Origin of the sequence: Novosphingobium kalidii (genome assembly GCF_040534015.1) — a bacterium.
In the GTDB taxonomy this organism is placed as follows: Bacteria; Pseudomonadota; Alphaproteobacteria; order Sphingomonadales; family Sphingomonadaceae; genus Novosphingobium; species Novosphingobium kalidii.
In genome coordinates this window covers 514748-533433 of record NZ_JBEWLY010000013.1, presented here as the reverse complement: position 1 = coordinate 533433, position 18686 = coordinate 514748, and the positions used below count along the sequence as shown (strand labels likewise).

Here is an 18686-nt window from a genome sequence, read left to right as displayed (position 1 = left end):
GTCATCCCATCCTTTGCATTTTCATGGGTAATGTTGACGGGCGACCCCAATAAGCGGTTCGCCCGCGACAGATAGGCAACAGGCGCAGAAGCCGCAGGTCACCGCGTAGTCCAGAGCGGATCGCTTCACGCTGCCACTCCGGGAGGCTGGCTGCGGTAGAAGTCGACCTGCATACGCATCGGCCCATCCGTTTCAACGTGGTGGACCGCCTCGGGAGGGATTGCGGCAGGATTATCTGGGGTAACCTCAACGACGCGCTCAGGGTCATGGAAAATCAGGCTCACACGCCCCTCCAGCACTCGCAACAGGCCCCACACTCCGGCTTTAGTGCTGTGCGCGTTGCGAATGGCGTCCGGCAGACTGTGCGCATCAAAGACCGGCGTCGATTTATAGGGTTCGGTACTCATTTGCAGTTCTCCTGTCACTACGAGAACCAAAGCATGACGGGGCATCAGGCTCCAGCGCAGGTGCGTCAGAGCAGAACTCCTGATGCGTAGTTCTCCCCGCTCTCGGCAGCGCTTTGCGCGCTCTTTGACTTGCCGCAATGAATGCCGAGCCGGTGCCTGCGAAGAAAAGGTATGTGGCCTTACCATCCTGAACTGCTGAGCACCCCGGTGCCGCGCTACACAAGCTTCCCGACCGCGGCGGAGTTCGACGACAGCGTCGACAGCACCGACCTTGAGGCTGCGATCGCGGCCACGGAAAGCGACGTTTCGCTCTACATCCACATTCCTTTTTGCGAGTCTATCTGCTGGTACTGCGGCTGCAACACCAGCCGCAACAATCGGGCTGATCGCCTAGCGAGCTACGTCGACGCGATTGATCGTGAGATTGCGCTCCTGGGCCGCCTGCTGCCAGCTACCGCACGGATACGGCGCATCGCATTCGGCGGTGGCAGTCCGAATGCCATTGCAGCAACGGATTTCGTGCGGCTGATGCTCTCGCTTTCGCACAGTCTGCCTCTTTCCGATCCTGTGATCTCAGTCGAGCTCGACCCGCGCTCGATGGATGCGACATGGGCGTCGGCGCTTGCGGGAGTCGGTGTGCGCCAGGCAAGCCTGGGCGTTCAGACGTTCCATCCCGAGTTGCAGAAAGCGATCGGACGAACCCAGCCGACGCAGATGATCGAAAGCTGCACCGACCTGCTACGCAGCGCAGGCGTTAACTCGATCAACTTCGACCTGATGTATGGGCTCCCCGGCCAGACACTCGGCATCCTGGAGGACACCCTCGATCGTGCCAGCCGACTTGGCGCAAATCGCATCGCTCTATTCGGCTATGCGCACGTGCCGGACCTGATCCCCCGGCAGCGACGCATCGATGCCGACGCCTTGCCGGACCAGAAAGCCCGCTTCGACATGGCAGCAATCGGCCACGCATTCCTGCTCGAGGCGGGATACAGTCCCGTCGGCTTCGACCATTTCGCACTTCCCGGCGACCCGCTGGCCTGCGCGGCGCTAAACGGCCGACTGCATCGAAACTTCCAGGGCTTCACCGATGATGAAGCCCCCGTGCTTATCGGTCTGGGGGCATCGGCGATCAGCAGCTTCCCGCACCTGCTCGCTCAAAACGAGAAGAACTCCGGGCGGTACCAGATGATGTTGTCTCACGGTCGGCTGACTGCCGCTCGCGGCATTCACCGCTCCGTCGACGACCAAACCCGCGGCCGTATCATCAGCGAACTGCTGTGCACTGGCAGAGCGACCATCAGCCCGATGCTATTGCGCCAAGCAGGCCCCCGTTTGGCGCAGTTTGCCCGGCATGGGCTTGTCGAGCGCCAAGAAAGTGAAATTGTTCTGTCGAACGGCGCGCTGCCTTACGCTCGCACTATCGCCGCGTTGTTCGACCCTTATCGCACGGATTGGTCCCGACGCTTCAGCACCGCAGTTTGATCGCCAATCGCAGCGCATCGCGAACATTGCGTATCGATGTCGCGCTTTACAGTGTGATAAAGCGCGCATGGATGAGCGATGAGGCTGTAAGAAAATGAATGATTGTGGACGATGCGCGGTCCGGGAGAGCGCTATCTGCCATTCTCTGAACGAGAGTGAGCTGGATGCGCTGAACGCCCTTGGCCGCCACCAGACACTGAAGCGCGGTCAGACGATGGTTTGGCAAGGCGACGAATCCCTGCTGGTCGGCAATGTCATCGAAGGCGTATTGAAGCTTTCGGTCTCGGGGGCTGATGGACGGGAGCAGACCCTTGGCATCATGTTCCCAAGCGATTTCATAGGCCGTCCGTTCGGTCCGAAGACCGACCACTCCGTGGTCGCGCTCACCGACGCGCAAGTCTGCACCTTCCGGCGGTCGGCTTTCGATGAATTCGCCCGTGGCCACCCCGAACTTGAGCATAGCCTGCTTCAGCGCACTTTGACTGAGCTGGATCGCACACGCCAGTGGATGCTGCTGCTGGGCCGCAAAGCCGCGACAGCGCGTGTGGCCACGTTCCTTCTTGAGATGAGCTCTCGCTATGCCACGAACTGCAACGACGGAGCGTCAACGGCGCCGATCAGCTTCGATTTGCCGCTGAGCCGGCAAGACATTGCCGACCTGCTCGGATTGACTATCGAAACCGTCAGTCGCCAGATCACCCACTTGCGCGAGGATGGCATCATCGAAACGCCCAATCGACGAACCATCGTCGTTCTGGACTCCGGTCGATTGCAGGCTCGCGCATCCGAAGTGTGAGCCTTGTCAGCGGCGCGGACTGCTCAGAGCAGCCAGGCAAAAGCCTCGCGCAGTTGCTCGGCTCCACGCTCCGTGAAGAAGGCTCCGTGTGCGAAAATGACGCGCTTCGGCTCGGTCGCGATCATCGCGCGAACGGCTGATTTCACCTCATCCTTGTTCAAGGAGAGCACCGCGCGGACATGAACGCCCGAGGTCGCGCGCGTCGCAACCGTGGCGCGCATGAGCATGGCCGTGACCGGGGGCAGCTTATCGGGCTCCAAGTTCTGGACAAGATCGGCAAGGATCAGGGTCTCGCTTTCCTTGTGAAAGAACCACGCCTCCTGAAAGCCACCGCCGCCGGTGACGAGGCCTTGCTGGATCTCTCCTGCCCATTCGACAGGTGTCACGCTGCGCAAGTTGCCGTCGATCCGTACACCCGCTTTATGCACCTGTGCCCGGTCGCGAAGTGCAGGAACTGCCCAGGTCTTCGCTTGCGGGAAAGCGCGCTGCCACTCCGCCACGTATGTCCAATGGGCAACTGTGGGTGCGACGAGATGCCGAACCGTGCCGATCGCTCGCAGTTCCTCAGCCAGTTCATCCCTGTACTGCGTCGGTGAATGCAGCAGCAGGCTGCCATCGCGGAGGCGGATGACCGTCATGCGGACGGGCAGCTTCAGCCCCATCGCGCTGATCGGTCCGCTGTCAACGATCCAGAGATCGGGCGCGAGCGACTTCAGGACATCTCGGGGCGGGTAGGTAATCTCTTCAGCATCGGGCACGGGCCGGCGCGCAAGGTACCACGACAACCCCGCAGCCCCGGCTGCAATCGCTGTGCCGGCGAGGAGCCGAACCGATGTATGTCGTCCTGTCATAATTTTGCTCCGCTATCGAAGGATAGCCAACGCGTGGCTGGGTCGGAAAGCTGTATCGCCCCCTCCCATGAACGGCACGGGCGGTTGGGCGCTTCCACCCTTAAGACTTGGCTTCTCAATACAGTTCCCGATCACAGGGGTGCTGCACAGGCGAAGCGAGCGTGGTATGCCATGATCGATGAGTATCAGTGCCTTTCCGGTTGCCGGGCCCGAACGAATAGATGGTGGAAGCTCGGCGGCACCGGACTTTGTCGTTGTTGACGTTGAAACCGCGTGCTCGCGCGTCAGCAGCATCTGCCAGATCGGCATCGTCGGCTTCCGCAACGGTGTGGAAGTGTTCGCCTACGAAACCCTCCTGGACCCCTGCGACGAGTTCTTTCCCTTTAACACGGGTATCCACGGCATCACCTGTGATCATGTCGCGGGGCAACCGACGTTCGCGCACATCCATGCAGCCGTAGACGCTTACCTTTCAGGCCGTATCACGGTGGCGCATTCATCCTTCGACAAAGGCGCGCTCGCTTCGGCCTGCCAGACTCACGACCGCACGCCGATCGAGACGACTTGGCTCGACAGCGTCAGGGTGGCGAAGCGCGCATGGCCAGACCTTCCAAGCCACCGTCTCAACGTGTTGTCGAAGTACCTTGGTCTTCGGCACAAGCACCACGACGCGCTGAGCGACGCACGCGCCGCCGGAATGGTGGTGGTGCGTGCCATAGATCACACAGGCATCGAACTTGCCGGATGGTTGGAACTGGCCAAGCAGCGCAGCAGTCCCTCAGCTCCAAAAGCCGCGCCGGTCGGCCCCCTCAAAGGTTGCCGGGTCGCGATCCTGGGCGCATCGAGAAACGGCGTGCTGGCCCACTGGCTTGCTTCGGCCGGCGCACGGGTGGTCGCTTCGGTCGGCACGACAACGACCATGCTCGTCATCAGCGATGAACAGCCGTTCGGCCGCTACTTCAGTGCTAGCCCCGCTTATCGGCGCGCGGAAGAACTTCGCCGCCAAGGCTCGACGATCGAGATCGTCGGGGAGCACGAACTGCGCTCACGCATTGGATTGCAGATCGCATCCTGACGCCATTGTAGCACACCTCCCTCGGGTCGCCACGGTTCAAGGGAATGTGATACCGGCGTTACCCATGTATTTTCCGAGGTTTAAATGTCCGATCGCCTAAAAGTCCTGACGCAGTACCTGCTTCCCAAGCAGCGCCTGACCACCTTTGCCGGTCGCATAGCGGGGGCGCAGGGTGGCGCGATGACGACCCGCCTGATCCGGTGGTTCGTGGGCCAGTACGACGTGGACATGAGCGAAGCCGAGAACATCGACATCGGCAGCTACAAAAGCTTCAACGAGTTCTTCAGCCGACCACTCAAGGCCGGCATACGTCCGCTGGCGACCGCCGACTTCGTCTCTCCGGTCGACGGAGCGATCAGCCAGTTCGGCGCCATTGATGATTACCACATCCTGCAGGCCAAGGGGCATCGCTTCACCACCACCGAACTGCTCGGCGGAGACAGCGCGCTGGCGGCACAGTTCCGCCACGGCAGCTTCGCCAACTTGTACTTGTCGCCGAGAGATTACCACCGCCTCCACATGCCTTGTGATGGCAAGCTGACGCGCATGATCTACGTGCCTGGCACGCTGTTCTCGGTCAATCCGGTCACTGCGCGAGGAGTCCCGAACTTGTTTGCGCGCAATGAGCGCGTGGTGTGTGTCTTTGAATCGCCGGAGGATGGCCCCTTCGTGATGGTGCTGGTCGGCGCCACCATCGTCGGGAGCATGGCGACCGTGTGGCACGGCATCGTGAATCCGAAGCGCACTAGCAAAGTCTCGGAGTGGTCCTATACCGATGAGGACATCGTGCTGAGGAAAGGCGAGGAAATGGGCCGCTTCCTTCTCGGTTCGACGATCGTGATGCTGTTCTCACAAGACACAATCGCCTTCAACCCGACATGGTCACCCGAGCGAGCGGTGCGCCTTGGCGAAGTGATGGGCAATCGTCCGGGCTGAGGTCCGCCTATTGCAGGCAGTTCCTTAGTGAATCCTCCCGAAGAGCGCCTTTCCGATCCATTTCGTCCGAACAACGCCCGCTGGCGTGAACTGTGTCAGCCGCCAGCCGTTGCATCCCCGTAACGCAGAGGAGATGCAAAATGGACAGCAGCGACAATCGCCGCGAAGCCGATAACTCCAATCCCGCAGCAGAGTCCGAGACCCGCCCGCAGAAGGGCGGCGAGGCCGCCACGACCCGGTTCGGCATGGAAGACGGCGACAACACCGATGTACCAGCCACCGGAGTGGATTCGGAGCGGCAATCCCCCTCCAAGAGATAATGCAGCCAGGAAATAAAGCATCACAGCGGCTCGACAGGGCGGAGCAGCGTCTGATCGGAGCCTGTCTTGCGCCGAGTGGTTGGCGCGCGCGGCATCCGATCGTCCGCTCGCACGTTTCTTGCTGCAAGATAACCATACCAATGGAGATTACACATGGTCGATCTCAGCCAGATTTCAGAACACATGAACATCATCGGCGCCGACGGCGTCCACATCGGCACGGTGGACAAGGTCGAAGGTGACCGGATCAAGATGACCAAGGCCGACAGCGGCTCGCACCAAGGTCATCATCACTACATCTCGCGCGGGCTTATCGCAGGCGTGGAAGGAGACACGGTGCGTCTCTCGGCGAACGGCGATGCCGCTGTTCTGCTTGAAGAGGAAAAGAGCGGTGGCGCGATCGCGGACAAGCAGTGATCGGCTCGGCAGTCTAGGATATGCTTGAGCACATCCCGCAATGGCTCGGCGCGATGCTTAGGAACGTACGCGCCGGCCATGCCAAGCTTACAATCGTTCAGGACCAAGTGGCGGCAGGGGTCGAGATGATCGATCTCTCTAGCCCCGCATTCACGGACGGTGCCCGCCTGCCTGTGCGGTTTACCGCGGACGGCGTAGGCGTTTCACCGCCGCTCGTCTGGGGCGAGGTGCCGCCGGGCACAACAAGTCTTGCGCTGCTCGTGGAAGACCCCGATGCGCCGACGCCCAACCCGCTGGTTCATGCTGTGGTTTGGAACCTGCCGCCGCAGGAGCGCCAGCTTGCTGAAGGCGCAATTTCCCAGGACGGCGACGGAGAGCCTGACGGACGAGATGTCGGGCGCAACAGCTACTTCGTCGAAGGGTGGCTTCCCCCTGATCCGCCGACCGGCCACGGCAACCACGATTACGTGTTTCAGCTCTTCGCGCTTTCCCAGACCGCAGATCTTGAGAGCAACCCGGGTCGGTCGAGCCTTGCCGAGGCGCTGCGCGGGCGAGTGCTCGCCGCAGGACTGCTCGTCGGCACATACTCTCGCGGCGAACCAGCATCGAGTAGCGACACTGCAACAGGCTTTAGCGGCGTAACAGCCTGAACCTGTTTCACAGGCTCAGCACCCCTGCACGTGAGCTATTGCCTCAGTGTCGACCTCAGGGGATGCTGAGCCTGTGCCTGACCTAAGCTTTCTGGAACACGTAGCCTTGGCGCTCGTCGTGCAGGCGGTCGTCGGCTTACTGAGTCGAAACTGGTGGGCGGGCGCCGCCGTTGCATCCGCCTACTTCGTCGGTCGCGAGTTCGCACAGGCCGAGTACCGCTGGATCGAGACGTACGGAGAAGGGCTGCGCGCCAATATGCCCTGGTGGGGGCCATTCGACGTGAGCGTATGGCCGAAGCTCGATCAGTGGCTGGACTGGATCGCTCCCGTAGTGGTGACTTGCACGGTAGCCTGGTTCGTTGGCCGAAGGAACCGGTGCTAGGCGGAGCGGCAGACACGGGACCAAAAGGGTCTCTTTCTTGCCAAGCATCGAGGCGAATTCGATGGAAGAAGCCCTCATGCCCGGCGAGGGCGAGGGAGCGACGGCGCCGGATCGATGTCAGGACGTCGCTTTCTTCACGGCATCATCGACCGGCACATCATGAAGAATTCTGTAGCGCGCTTCGATGAGGCTGAAAATGCCGAACCCGAACAACCCCGCGGCAACGATCACATCCACCGGGCTGCTCAACCAGGAGATGGCTTGAGCCATGCCGCCCGCCTCGCTCGCTTGATCCTGCATTCCAGCTTTCAGCAGGAAATAGCTGCTGATCATGAAAATGAGGCCTCGCGCGGCATAGCCGCCTCGTCCACACCACTGCGCCCAAGTTTGACGTGCAATCCGCGGCTCCAGGTGCCGCAGGAACGTGCCCTTCACCGCCCGAACGAGCTGGAACACGCCCACCGCGAACAACAGCAGGGCGCCCACGATGACAATCGCCGACCCACCAGGCAGACTAAGCGCGGTTTGCGTGCCCTCTTCTGTCGCTTGCCCGGAGGATGCCACGCCTTGAAATAGGCGGATGGCTTGCCAGGTGAGGAGGAGGTGCACAACGCCGCTCGCTGCCGCGCCGAGGCGCTCCGCTATTCCTTTTCCATCTGAACCATGGCGCTCGATATCGAAGATCGCGTCAGCCGCTCGCCAGATGCCGTAAGCCAGAAGTCCTGCTGCCATTACCGCCAGCAGCACTCGCCCCCCGCCCTCGCCAAGGTATCGCAGCGCGCCGCTCGGATCCTCGGCCCGCCCGGTGCGGACCACCAGAAATGCGATCGCGATGTAGAGCGCTCCGCGCGTGGCGAAGCCCACGCGGGTTAGCGTGGTCAAACGTGAGCTGGCATTCATCAAAGCGTCTCCTGCTGCGTAGCCAACGGCTCGCGTTCGGTTCCGTTCCAATCACAACACGGCTCGGACGTGTGCGCCGCAATCTGCGATGTCCACACCACGCTTATCCGCGAGAGCGATACTTCGGTTTGCAGGCTTTGAGGTTCGAGTGCGATGCGCTTTTGAGCTAGCCAAGCGCATCAGACGCGAATCACATATTGGGAGGCCGCCTCATGAAGATCGACAACACCATTGCCGCTATTGTGACAGGAGGCGCTTCGGGTCTGGGTCGCGCAAGCGCGAAAGCTCTGGCCGATGCCGGCGTGAAGGTCGCCGTGTTCGACATCAGTGAGGAAGCCGGCCAGGCGTTTGCGAAAGAAATCGGCGGCGTTTTCTGCAACGTCAACATCATGGACGAAGACAGCGTGGAAGCCGGCTTCGCCAAAGCGCGCGAGGCGCATGGGCAGGAACGGATCGTCATCCACTGCGCCGTGGTCGCTGGCGGCGGCAAGACGGTTTCGTATGACAAGAAAACCGGCGCCTTCAAACGCACCCCTACCGAACAGATCGCCAAATCCGCTGAGGGTATCTTCACGGCCAGCTATCGCGTGGCTTCGATTGCAGCGCTGGGCATGGCCAACGCAGAGCCCGTCAACGAAGACGGAGAGCGCGGATGCATCATCTTCACCTCTTCGGCGGCTTCACAAGACGGTCAGATCGGCCAAGTCGCATACGGTGGCGGCAAAGGCGCGGTGAATGCAATGGTCCTACCGATGGCACGCGATCTCATGGACCTTGGCATCCGGGTGAACGCCATCCTGCCGGGCACCTTCGCCACGCCGCCGATGCTGCGGGTCAAGGAAATGAACGAAGCGGTGTACGACGGCTTGGGCAAGGCAGTGCCTTTCCCGAAGCGTCTCGGCAATCCGGAGGAATTCGCCAGCCTCGCCTTGGAAGTGTCTCGCAACGCCTACATCAACGGTCAGTGCATCCGCATCGACGGCGCCATTCGGATGCCGCCGAAGTAAGCGTTGCTGGGTAAGTCTGGAGAGGGTCGCGCCGGGTGGCGCACCCTCTCTTCGTGGCATCTCTTCGTCCCGCTCATTACGGTCTGAGTCATGCCGCTTCCCATCGAAATTCTCCTCCCCTGGCTTAACCTCGCAGGCATCTGCGTGTTCGCTGCGTCGGGTGCGCTCGCGGCTGCACGCAAACGGCTCGACTTCATCGCGGCGTGCTTCTTCGCGCTTATTACCGCGACCGGCGGTGGAACCTTGCGGGACGTGCTGATCGGCGCGCCGATCTTCTGGGTGCAGGATTCCGTCCCTATCCTCCTTTGCGTCAGCGTGGCGGTAGCGGCCTGGCTGGTGCCGCTGCGCTGGTGGCCGGAGCGCGCGCTAGAGTGGTTCGATGCAGCCGGTCTTGCTGCTTATGCGGTCTACGGCGCAGGAAAAGCCCTGCAGTTCGGCATCGCCCCTGTTCCGGCCATCACTGCGGGGATGATTACCGCATGCCTTGGCGGCGTGATCCGTGACATCACCGCCGGCGTTCCATCAGTGCTGATGCGGCACGAACTGTACGTAACGGCGTCGCTGGCGGCGGCAGGCGTGTTCGTGAGCTTGAATGCGATGGGCATGGCGACCCCGCTACCAGCACTGATCGGCTTCGGTGCCGGATTTGCGCTTAGAGGCGCAGCCATCCGCTGGCAGCTTGCCCTCCCGCCCCACCGTGGAGCGTAGTTCAATCAGGTCACGGTGAAACCGCCGTCCACACCCAGCACCTGGTTGGTGACCAATCGAGCCGACGGAGTGGCAAAGTAGAGCACTGCCGAACCGACATCACGAGGAGTGCACATGCCGAGCGGCGGACGGCGGTTGCCCGGACCGATCGGCGGCGGGCCTTCAGCGGCCAATGCCCCAGGTGTACCGACGCCGCCGGGGAGCACGGTGTTTACGGTGATGCCATGCTCGGCCAGCTCGAAAGCTGCACTCGTAGTCAGCGCAGCAAGACCACCTTTCGAAGCGAGGTAGGCGGCGAGGCCCTGTACGAACTGCCCGGCCAAGCCGGATGAAGCGCAATTCACGATGCGCCCGCCCTCCCCCGTGGCCACCATGGCACGCGCCACCTCGCGGATCATCAGGAAGGGCGCGCGGGTGTTGACTGCATGAAGTCGCTCCCAGTGCGCAGCGGAGCCATCAAGCAGCATCTCGCGGTGCTGAAGCCCCGCGTTGTTGACGAGCGCCCAAGGGGTGCCGTGCCGCTCCAGTACTTCGGCAACTGCGGAGATGATCGACTGCTCATCGGCCAAGTCTACCAGAACGTAATCGGCGGCAGCGCCTTCCGCGACTTGGGCCCGCGCTGCGTCCTCATTGCTGTCCGCGATAATGACCTTCGCCCCAGCTTCGTCCAGGACTTGGCAGATTCCCAGCCCGATGCCGCTTGCTCCGCCGGTTACGAGGGCCACTCGCCCTGCCAGATCGAACGGACTTGCCATCTCGCCTCCCACTACCTCTTTGTCTCGGCGGTGGCGTGAGCAGCAGTTCGGGTCAAGCCGTCAGTTCGCTCCCGATTGCCCGCGCGACAATCACCATGAAGTTCTCGTCCCCGTCAGACCATGTGCACTGTGGCTCCCAGCCCCCCGCGTACAGCAGCGTTGCAGCGCTGCGCGGGTCATACTTGTGGCTGTTCTCGGTATGAATTGTCTCGCCCGCCTGCATCGTGAAGCGGCGGCCAGCAACTTCGAAGGCAATGTCGCGGGTGGCTTCCAGGTGCATCTCGATACGGGCGCGCTGCTCGTTCCATATCGCCCGGTGTCTCAAGGCTTCAATGGCGATCGTGCCGTCCAGCTCGCGATTGATGCGAACGGCAAGATTCCGATTGAACTCGGCAGTCACACCCGCGGTATCGTCATAGGCGCAAACAAGGGTGTCGCGTGCCTTGATCCTGTCCATCCCGATAAGAAGCAGGCTGTCCTCACCCAAAGTGGCGCGCATCGTCCGCAGGAGATCCACGGCCGCGAATGGATCCATGTTGCCAATCGTCGAACCTGGAAAGAAGCCGAGGCGCGAATGCTGCTTCAGTTCGGAAGGGATGTTTGCCGGGCGGCTGAAGTCTGCTTCCACAGGGTGGATCGGCAGGTTCGGATATCGCTCGGCCAGCACAGCGCAGGATTCACGCAGGAAGTCTCCGGAAATATCGACCGGTACGTAAGCCGCAGGCGCAATGCAGTCTATCAGGAGCGGCGTCTTGGTAGCGCTTCCCGCGCCGAACTCGACGACCACCCTGCCTCGCCCGATCGCCTCCGCCAGTTCGTCGCAGCGTTGCGAAAGGATGCTCACCTCGGCGCGGGTCGGATAGTACTCTGGGAGGGCGGTAATTTCCTCGAACAGCTCGCTACCGCGATGATCATAGAACCAGCGCGCGGGAATGGCCTTGCGTGGCTGAGAGAGACCGGTCAGCACATCGCGCCGGAACTGCGCGTCCAGCGTCTTGTCAGGCGCAGGCTCGATCAACATCGCTGCAGCGGCCATCGTCAGAGATCCTTGGCGAGGCGCAGGCCCGTAAACTGCCAGCGCTGGTGAGGGTAAAAGAAGTTGCGGTAAGTGGCCCGCGAATGACCACGCGGCGTGGCGCAGCTGGCGCCCTTGAGCACGAACTGGCCGCTCATGAACTTGCCGTTGTACTCGCCCACCGCGCCGGACACGGGACGAAACCGGGGGTACGGAAGATAGGCCGAGCGCGTCCACTGCCAACAGCCGCCGAACAGGGAGTCCGAGCCGTCGGGTTCGACAGAGGCAGCTTCGTCGAGCTGGTTACCCTCCGCAGCGCTATGCCCGCGGCCAATGGCTTCCCACTCGAACTCAGTCGGCAGGCGCAGCCCGGCCCAGGTGGCGAAAGCATCAGCCTCGTAATAAGAGATGTGCGTAACCGGCGCATCGGGATCACGCTCGCGCCAGCCAGACAAGATGAAATGCTCGCCGTCCCGCCAATACAGCGGCGCCGAGATATTTTCGCGCTGCACCCAGGCCCAACCGTCCGAAAGCCAGAGCTTGGCTGCGCGGTAACCACCGTCCGCTATGAACTCGTCCCATGCGCGGGTGGTCACCAGACCACCCGCAAGGGCGAAAGGCTCAAGAAGCACGCGGTGCGCTGGGCCCTCGTTATCGTACGCGAAGCCCGGTCCTTCATGGCCGATGCGGGCGATTCCGCCGGGATGTTCATGCCATTCCGGCGAGGCGGACAATCTGACGGTCCGGCCTTCGCCGCCGTCGAGATAGGCGAACCCGAGCGGATTGGACCACAAGGCGTGCTTGATATCGGTAAGCAGGAGCTCCTGGTGCTGCTGCTCATGCTGGATGCCGAGCTCAATCAGCGACGTCAGATCGGGGCGACCAAGTAGCGGAGTGATCGCTTCATTCACATGCGAACGCCAAGCGAGCACTTCATCGAGTGATGGGCGCGAGAGCATGCCTCGAGCGGCACGCGCATGACGAGCACCTTCAGACTCGTAATAGGAGTTGAAGAGAAAGGGCCAGCGGTCATCGTAGCGGGTATATCCGGCGAGGTGATCCCGGAGCAGAAAGGTCTCCAGAAACCACGTCGTGTGCGCCAGATGCCACTTCGCCGGTGACGTGTCGGGCATAGACTGGATGGTGGCGTCGGCATCACTCAACGGCGCAACGAGGGCTTCGCTTAGCTGCCGCGTGGCACGGAAACGATCCTCCAGAGATGCCTCCGGCTCCGTCTGGCTCAAACTGCTCGCAGCCTTCATGCCGGACTTAACGTACGACAATCAGTTCGGCTCCCGCATCCTCGTGCCCCTTGGGGCAGATTATGCTCACCTTCTCTCGTAAGGCGCCGCCGCAGCAGCGCTCCGATGCCATCCGACGGGCACTGCATTGCCCGTCGGATGAGCACCTTCATGCCGCCTGCTTCTGGCGCTCCACCGCTTCCAGATTGAGCATGTCGGCCATCATGAACGCCAGTTCGATCGACTGCGCACCATTGAGACGCGGGTCGCAGTGCGTGTGGTATCGGTCGGCCAGCGCCTCATCGGTGATAGCGATAGCTCCCCCGGTGCACTCGGTAACGTCTTGCCCTGTCATCTCGATGTGGATGCCGCCCGCATGCGTTCCCTCGGCGCGATGCACGGCGAAGAAGCCGCGCACTTCGGCGAGGATGCGCTCGAACGGACGGGTCTTGAAGCCGCTATCGGTCTTGATCACATTGCCGTGCATCGGATCGCACGACCACACAACCGGATGCCCTTCGCGCTTCACCGCTCGGACCAGCTTGGGCAGCCCGTCTTCGACTTTGTCATGACCGAATCGGCTGATGAGAGTCATGCGGCCCGGCTCACGCGCGGGGTTAAGCGTGTCGAGCATCCGCAGCAGTGCGTCCGGCTCAAGACTGGGCCCACACTTCATGCCAATCGGATTACCAACGCCGCGCAGGAACTCGACATGCGCCGACCCGTCGAAACGCGTGCGGTCGCCGATCCAGAGCATGTGCGCCGAACAATCGTACCAATCGCCAGTGAGCGAGTCCCGCCGCGTCAGCGCCTGCTCGTAGGGCAGCAGCAACGCCTCGTGACTGGTGTAGAAGCTGGTACCCTGAAGCTGCGGCACCGTCTTCGGGTCGACGCCGCAAGCCGCCATGAAGTCGAGCGCCTCGCCGATGCGATCGGCCATCTCGGAGAAGCGCTGCCCCCAAGGGCTGCGGCCAATGTGCTCCAGTGTCCACTGGTGAACCTGGCGCAAGTTGGCATAGCCGCCGCTGGCGAAGGCACGCAGCAAGTTCAGTGTCGCGGCCGATTGCGTGTAGGCGCGCAGCATCCGCTCCGGATCGTTCTGGCGAGTTGCCGGCTCGAAATCGATGCCGTTGATGATGTCGCCAAGGTAACTCGGCAGTTCCTGTCCGCCAATGGTCTCGGTAGGCGCAGAACGCGGCTTCGCGAACTGACCTGCCATACGCCCCAGCTTCACCACCGGCTGCTTGCTGGCGAACGTGAGGACCACTGCCATCTGCAACAGCACGCGGAACGTATCCCGGATGTTATCCGCATGGAACTCGGCAAAGCTTTCGGCACAGTCACCGCCCTGAAGAAGGAACCCGCGGCCGGCGGCAACTTCGGCCAAGTCCTTCTTCAACTCGCGAGCTTCGCCTGCAAACACCAGCGGCGGGAACTTCGCAAGCGAGGCTTCAACTGCCTCCAGCTTCTCCGCGTCGCCATAGGAAGGCAGGTGCCGCGCTTCGTGCGCTTTCCAGCCGTCCGGTGTCCAATTGCTCGCCACGTCCCATACTCCCAAACCGGCTCAGGCCGGCAAAATGCAAGGGGTGCCCATACCCTTTGCACGCGGGGAATGCAAAGCGGGTTTAACCGCTTAGTGTGGTCCAGAATGCAGCGTGTGCTCGGGACCGATCCTAAAGTTTGGTCAAGACCAGCCCTACTGCGGCGATCCGCTCGACCTTCGCATAGACCTCATTGTCCAGTTCCTCTCCGAAGATATCGGGGTCCAGCTCGCGATACTCCTTGCGAATGCCAATGACGGGCAACTGTTCGCGCAAGGCATCCAGCAGCACGTCCCGGCCGTCCACGATCGACACACCGGTATGGAGGATCAACCGGCCGCCAGCCGCTAGAAGATCAAGGCCCTGCACGACCCACTCGAGCGACAGCCGGCCTCCGTACAAGTCACCACCGTCGCGATAGGCTCGCCGGTCAGCATCGATCATGAAAGGCGGATGGGTGACCATCAGGTCAAAGGCGCCCTCGATCTCACGAGGCGCGGTGACTTGGACGGTACTGTGCTCGATACCAGCGTGCTGTGCATTGATTGACGCCAGGAACAAGGCCTTTGGGTTCACATCAGCCAATGTCAGATGCGCGTTGCCAGCAGCGCGTGCTGCAACAATACCGCCCACGCCCGCGCCGGCGCCGTAGTCCAAAACGGTACGCGTCCCCTGCTGCAGACGCGCAGTAATCAGCTGCGCGAAACGGTAGCTGTCGGGACCAAGGAAGACCGAATCCTCCGCACTCGTGGGGTAGGCGGAGTGAAGGAACAGCGTTCCTTCGACCCGCGACACGCGAATGCGCGACATCAGAAGTCCGTCGTCCCGCTCCTCCACTGCATCGGCTGCGCGCAGCAGGGCCAGCAGATCGGCGTCCATGACACTGGCGTAGAACGGCAGGCTCCATCCCAGCACATCGCGCAAGGCACGTGCATGCTGACGATCGGACCGCTTCACGACACGCGCATGAGTGGAGGGCGTGGCCGTCACGAAGTCGTACCCGCGTGCGTCCAGTTCCGCCAACAGCTCCAGCAGGGCCGCCCTGGCTGTGCTAGAGAACCACGGGCCTTCGTCGGAGCGAGCTTGATCCGTCGCTTCTGGAATTGCGGTTAACATGCTATGATCCCTTGCTCTTCAGCTTGAGGCAACCAGCACCACCGGTGCAGGCTCCACTCAGGCGAGGGATCACGCACATATTTTTAGTGGCTTCAAAGGCGAGCAAAGCGAAGTGCGCTGGCATGACTACTTGCGCATCACCTTGCCCGCTGTCGTTTCCGGCATCACGGCCAGCTGCCAGGACTTCTCGCGCCCCAGATAACGAGCAGCCAGCGCCTGCATCGCGGCCGGTGTGGTCTGCGTGTAGTCCGTCAGGATCGTGCGGAGAGAATCTATCCGCGAAGGATCGGTGGTCGCACCTTCAAGTTGCTGCATGAAGAAGGCCGAACTCGACGCCGCCCGCGTCACCTGCTGGCGTAATGGCTCGATCACCCGTGTCAGTTCGTCTGGCGTCGGCGGGTTTGTGATCAAATCCTGCGCGATCTCGTCAGCCGTGGAGAAGAACAGTGGCACCTTGTCCGGTTGCAACTGCGCCATGGCCGTGATTGAGCCGCCGGCCGCCAAATCGACAGGCCAGGTTGCGAACACATACGGAGCATAGGAGACGCCGAGCCTTTCACGAATGGCGTCAACAAGACGGTTGGTGAAGAGCTGCGTCAAAATCTCCAGCTGGCGCGATTCAGCCAATGCAGTTGAGCCACCTCCCGTGGGCCAGGAGATGACAGCCGCAGCCTGATCGAGGTCGCCATGGTGCTTCAAGACTATCGTCTCGTCGCTCGGCTCCGGCACTGCGATCGCCGCGGTTCCGCGTTGCACAGGAGCGGGGTCACGCTGTTCAAGCGCGCCGAACGTGCGCTGCAGCGCAGCGACAGCTTTCTCCGGCTCGAAGTCACCGTAAATTTGTACCTCGATGGGGCCGCTGGTGAGAGCCTCCTCCCACACTCTCTGGAAGCCTTGGGGCGTCGTGCCATCGATCTCCGCTGGTTTCGGCGTCTGGAAGCGAGGATCTTTGCCGCGCTGATAGAACTGAAGATCACGGTTCAGCACGCCTTGGGGCGAGGTCGCGAACGTCGCGTACTGGATCTTTGCCGCTGCCTTGGCACGCTCGAACGGCTGTTCGTCCCAACGCGGCATGTCCAGCTTGGCCGCGAAGAGATAGAGCTGGTCCGCAAGATCCGCGGGGCGCGTCTCAGCGCTGAACTCGAACGCTGCGTCCTTCACATCGAAGTTGAAACCCAGTTTCCGCCCGGTGGCGATACGGTCAAGATCATCCTGCCCGAGGGTTGCCAGGCCTGAACCGACAAGCGCCATTTGCCCCAAGGTGATGTACGGAGCGTCTTTCGGATCGATCTCACGATATCCCCCGCCGAACCGCACTTTCACAGTCAGGCGTCCCGGCTCCTCCTGAACCGGCCAAAGCATCGCCTTCACTCCGTTGGCGAACGATAGCTGCTGGATGCCAAGCAAACCGGTGTTTTGAACGGATGTGACCTGCCCGGGTTCACCGATCGCCGGCAGTGTGTCGAAGGAGACGGGTGGCCCTTCAGCCATGCGGACTTGCTGATCGGGCTTGACCGGCTCTACCAGTGCCTGACGAAGAGCTTCGTTCGTCGCCGCACCCTTCTTTTGAGTGATAAAGAGTGCGCGGGTGACAGTGCCACGGAACAGCTGCTGCGTGTGCTCCAACACCGCGGCAGGCGTGAACAACGGCTTGGACTCTCGGAATATCCGCAGCACAGCTTCCGGCGAGGCGACGGTCTCCCGAATATCGAGCGCGTTGACGAGATCGTCGGCCAACTTGGAGCCCGGAAGCAGGCGGCGCTGCTCAACCGGAACCTGGAAGGCCACGTCGAGTTCTGCCAGTTCCCGTTCGATCTCTTCCTGCGTGGGCGGACGCGTGAGCGCATCCGCGATCACCGCGCGAACATCGCGCAGCGCCGGCCGCCAATCATCGCCTAGGGGAGTGATGGATACAAAAGTGCCGTCTGCGGAGCGGGCGACGTCCTGCTGGTTCACTTGCGCCGTCAGGAAGCTGCCCCCGCGGCGCGCTTTGGACTCCAACCGGCGATTGATGATCGCTTGCGCCAACGCGTCGATCATCAGTCCCTGATTGTAAACGATGGTGTCGTTCACCTCGCGCCACGGACGCAAGGTCGCGTATGTGATCGAGGGCGGCAGATCTGGCTCGATCATCACCTCTGTCCTGCCGATCGGGCTAGCAGCGCCTGCGGAGGCAGGAGCAACGGCGGCAGGAGCAACTGGGTCGCCGAAGCTGGGCGCGGGAGTGGAAGTCCCGCGCACCTGCCACGTGCCGAACCACTTCTTCACATAGGCTTCAAGTTGCGCCGGTTGCGCATCGCCTGCAACGATCACCACCACATTCTCGGGGCGGTACCAGCGCTTGTAGAAGGCGCGCACCGAATCCTGTGTGGCGCCCTGGAGCGACTTGACGGTTCCTATGGGCAGACGCTCGGCGAGCGGCTGTCCGGCGTAGAAGACCTCCTGCATCCGCTCCTGCACGCGCTGCGCAGCGCCCCCGCGTTCGCGCATCTCGGCCATGACGATGGGTACGTCAGCCCTGAGGTTCTCCGCACTCAAGGTCGGCGCCGTAACCATGCCTGACAACAGCTTGAACGTCTCGTCCAGCGATGTTCGCGTTGCATTCGGAAGATCGAGCTTGAACACCGTCTGCGTCGCACTCGTCTCCGCGTTCGTATCCGTTCCGAACGAGGCCCCCAGCCTCTGGAACGTGGCAATCGCCGTACCGTCTTCGAGGTACTTGGACTGGCGGAATACGAGGTGTTCCAGCAAGTGCGCGTAGCCGCGCTCCTCGTCGGTCTCGTAAAGAGAGCCGGCATCGACGCGGATGCGAATGGAAACCTGGCCAGGCGGAACTCCGTTCTGGCGCACTGCATAACGCAGGCCGTTCGACAACTCGCCGAACTTCCACTCCAAGTCGGGCGGCACGTCGCTGCCGCGGTAGAGCCATGGAACGGACGCCGCGGGCGCAACCGGAGCCGCTGCCTCCTGCGCGAATACGGGCGGGAAGGACGCTGTCGAAAGAAGCAGGAGACAGGCGAGCGAGCGAGCGGCGCGCGAGGAGATGTGCATCAGTCCGATATAGGGAGAGCGGAACTTAAGGGC

The 18686-nt window shown here is 62.1% G+C and carries 19 protein-coding genes; 10 read left to right on the top strand and 9 right to left on the bottom strand.

The window, feature by feature from the left end; genetic code table 11:
- Positions 1–125: 125 nt before the first annotated feature.
- On the bottom strand, positions 126–407 hold the full coding sequence (locus tag ABVV53_RS09335) for a TehB family protein (RefSeq protein WP_353984101.1): 282 nt from the start codon (positions 405–407) through the stop codon (positions 126–128).
- A 171-nt stretch (positions 408–578) separates the two neighbouring features.
- Here ABVV53_RS09335 and hemN point away from each other — a divergent pair, with 171 nt between their 5' ends.
- Both hemN and ABVV53_RS09325 read left to right on the top strand, forming a co-directional pair.
- Positions 579–1892, top strand: coding sequence for an oxygen-independent coproporphyrinogen III oxidase (gene hemN, locus ABVV53_RS09330; protein WP_353984100.1), 1314 nt, complete (start codon positions 579–581; stop codon positions 1890–1892).
- Between the two features lie 94 nt (positions 1893–1986).
- The gene (locus ABVV53_RS09325; RefSeq protein ID WP_353984099.1) at positions 1987–2688 is read left to right on the top strand and encodes a Crp/Fnr family transcriptional regulator; all 702 of its coding nucleotides are present in this window, start codon (positions 1987–1989) and stop codon (positions 2686–2688) included.
- A gap of 23 nt (positions 2689–2711) precedes the next feature.
- Here the strand turns inward: ABVV53_RS09325 and ABVV53_RS09320 are convergent, their stop codons facing one another.
- Positions 2712–3539: a DUF4336 domain-containing protein gene (locus ABVV53_RS09320; protein WP_353984098.1), complete on the bottom strand. Its 828-nt coding sequence runs from the start codon at positions 3537–3539 to the stop codon at positions 2712–2714.
- A gap of 178 nt (positions 3540–3717) precedes the next feature.
- Here ABVV53_RS09320 and ABVV53_RS09315 point away from each other — a divergent pair, with 178 nt between their 5' ends.
- The 6 genes from ABVV53_RS09315 to ABVV53_RS09290 all read left to right on the top strand — a co-directional run bounded on the left by ABVV53_RS09315 (position 3718) and on the right by ABVV53_RS09290 (position 7319).
- Positions 3718–4614, top strand: coding sequence for an exonuclease domain-containing protein (locus ABVV53_RS09315; protein ID WP_353984097.1), 897 nt, complete (start codon positions 3718–3720; stop codon positions 4612–4614).
- A gap of 84 nt (positions 4615–4698) precedes the next feature.
- Positions 4699–5550 carry an archaetidylserine decarboxylase gene (gene asd, locus ABVV53_RS09310; protein ID WP_353984096.1) on the top strand — a complete coding sequence of 284 codons (852 nt, stop codon included), beginning with the start codon at positions 4699–4701 and terminating at the stop codon, positions 5548–5550.
- Positions 5551–5690: 140 nt separating this feature from the next.
- Positions 5691–5870 (top strand): hypothetical protein, encoded by a 180-nt coding sequence (locus ABVV53_RS09305; RefSeq protein WP_353984095.1) that lies wholly within the window; start codon positions 5691–5693, stop codon positions 5868–5870.
- A 153-nt stretch (positions 5871–6023) separates the two neighbouring features.
- Positions 6024–6287 carry a DUF2171 domain-containing protein gene (locus ABVV53_RS09300; RefSeq protein ID WP_353984094.1) on the top strand — a complete coding sequence of 88 codons (264 nt, stop codon included), beginning with the start codon at positions 6024–6026 and terminating at the stop codon, positions 6285–6287.
- Between the two features lie 20 nt (positions 6288–6307).
- Entirely contained in the window at positions 6308–6937 is a 630-nt protein-coding gene (locus ABVV53_RS09295; RefSeq protein ID WP_353984093.1) for a YbhB/YbcL family Raf kinase inhibitor-like protein, read from the top strand.
- Positions 6938–7010: 73 nt separating this feature from the next.
- Complete coding sequence (locus ABVV53_RS09290) at positions 7011–7319, top strand: hypothetical protein (protein ID WP_353984092.1); 309 nt, start codon at positions 7011–7013, stop codon at positions 7317–7319.
- Between the two features lie 117 nt (positions 7320–7436).
- Here ABVV53_RS09290 and ABVV53_RS09285 read toward each other — a convergent pair whose 3' ends face one another.
- Entirely contained in the window at positions 7437–8219 is a 783-nt protein-coding gene (locus ABVV53_RS09285; protein WP_353984091.1) for a DUF1206 domain-containing protein, read from the bottom strand.
- Between the two features lie 212 nt (positions 8220–8431).
- Here ABVV53_RS09285 and ABVV53_RS09280 point away from each other — a divergent pair, with 212 nt between their 5' ends.
- Positions 8432–9226 carry an SDR family oxidoreductase gene (locus ABVV53_RS09280; RefSeq protein ID WP_353984090.1) on the top strand — a complete coding sequence of 265 codons (795 nt, stop codon included), beginning with the start codon at positions 8432–8434 and terminating at the stop codon, positions 9224–9226.
- Positions 9227–9316: 90 nt separating this feature from the next.
- Entirely contained in the window at positions 9317–9934 is a 618-nt protein-coding gene (locus ABVV53_RS09275; protein ID WP_353984089.1) for a trimeric intracellular cation channel family protein, read from the top strand.
- Positions 9935–9939: 5 nt separating this feature from the next.
- On the opposite strand, the gene ABVV53_RS09270 is transcribed toward ABVV53_RS09275, so the two are convergent.
- The 6 genes from ABVV53_RS09270 to ABVV53_RS09245 form a co-directional block, all read right to left on the bottom strand.
- Complete coding sequence (locus ABVV53_RS09270; RefSeq protein WP_353984088.1) at positions 9940–10689, bottom strand: SDR family NAD(P)-dependent oxidoreductase; 750 nt, start codon at positions 10687–10689, stop codon at positions 9940–9942.
- A 52-nt stretch (positions 10690–10741) separates the two neighbouring features.
- Positions 10742–11725, bottom strand: coding sequence for an L-histidine N(alpha)-methyltransferase (gene egtD / locus ABVV53_RS09265; protein WP_353984087.1), 984 nt, complete (start codon positions 11723–11725; stop codon positions 10742–10744).
- Between the two features lie 2 nt (positions 11726–11727).
- Positions 11728–12966, bottom strand: coding sequence for an ergothioneine biosynthesis protein EgtB (egtB, locus tag ABVV53_RS09260; protein ID WP_353984229.1), 1239 nt, complete (start codon positions 12964–12966; stop codon positions 11728–11730).
- Between the two features lie 148 nt (positions 12967–13114).
- Positions 13115–14488, bottom strand: a complete 1374-nt coding sequence (locus tag ABVV53_RS09255; RefSeq protein ID WP_353984086.1) for a class II 3-deoxy-7-phosphoheptulonate synthase — start codon at positions 14486–14488, stop codon at positions 13115–13117.
- A 130-nt stretch (positions 14489–14618) separates the two neighbouring features.
- Positions 14619–15602 (bottom strand): methyltransferase, encoded by a 984-nt coding sequence (locus ABVV53_RS09250; RefSeq protein ID WP_353984085.1) that lies wholly within the window; start codon positions 15600–15602, stop codon positions 14619–14621.
- 126 nt (positions 15603–15728) lie between these two features.
- Positions 15729–18653, bottom strand: coding sequence for a M16 family metallopeptidase (locus tag ABVV53_RS09245; RefSeq protein WP_353984084.1), 2925 nt, complete (start codon positions 18651–18653; stop codon positions 15729–15731).
- Between the last annotated feature and the right edge of the window lie 33 nt (positions 18654–18686).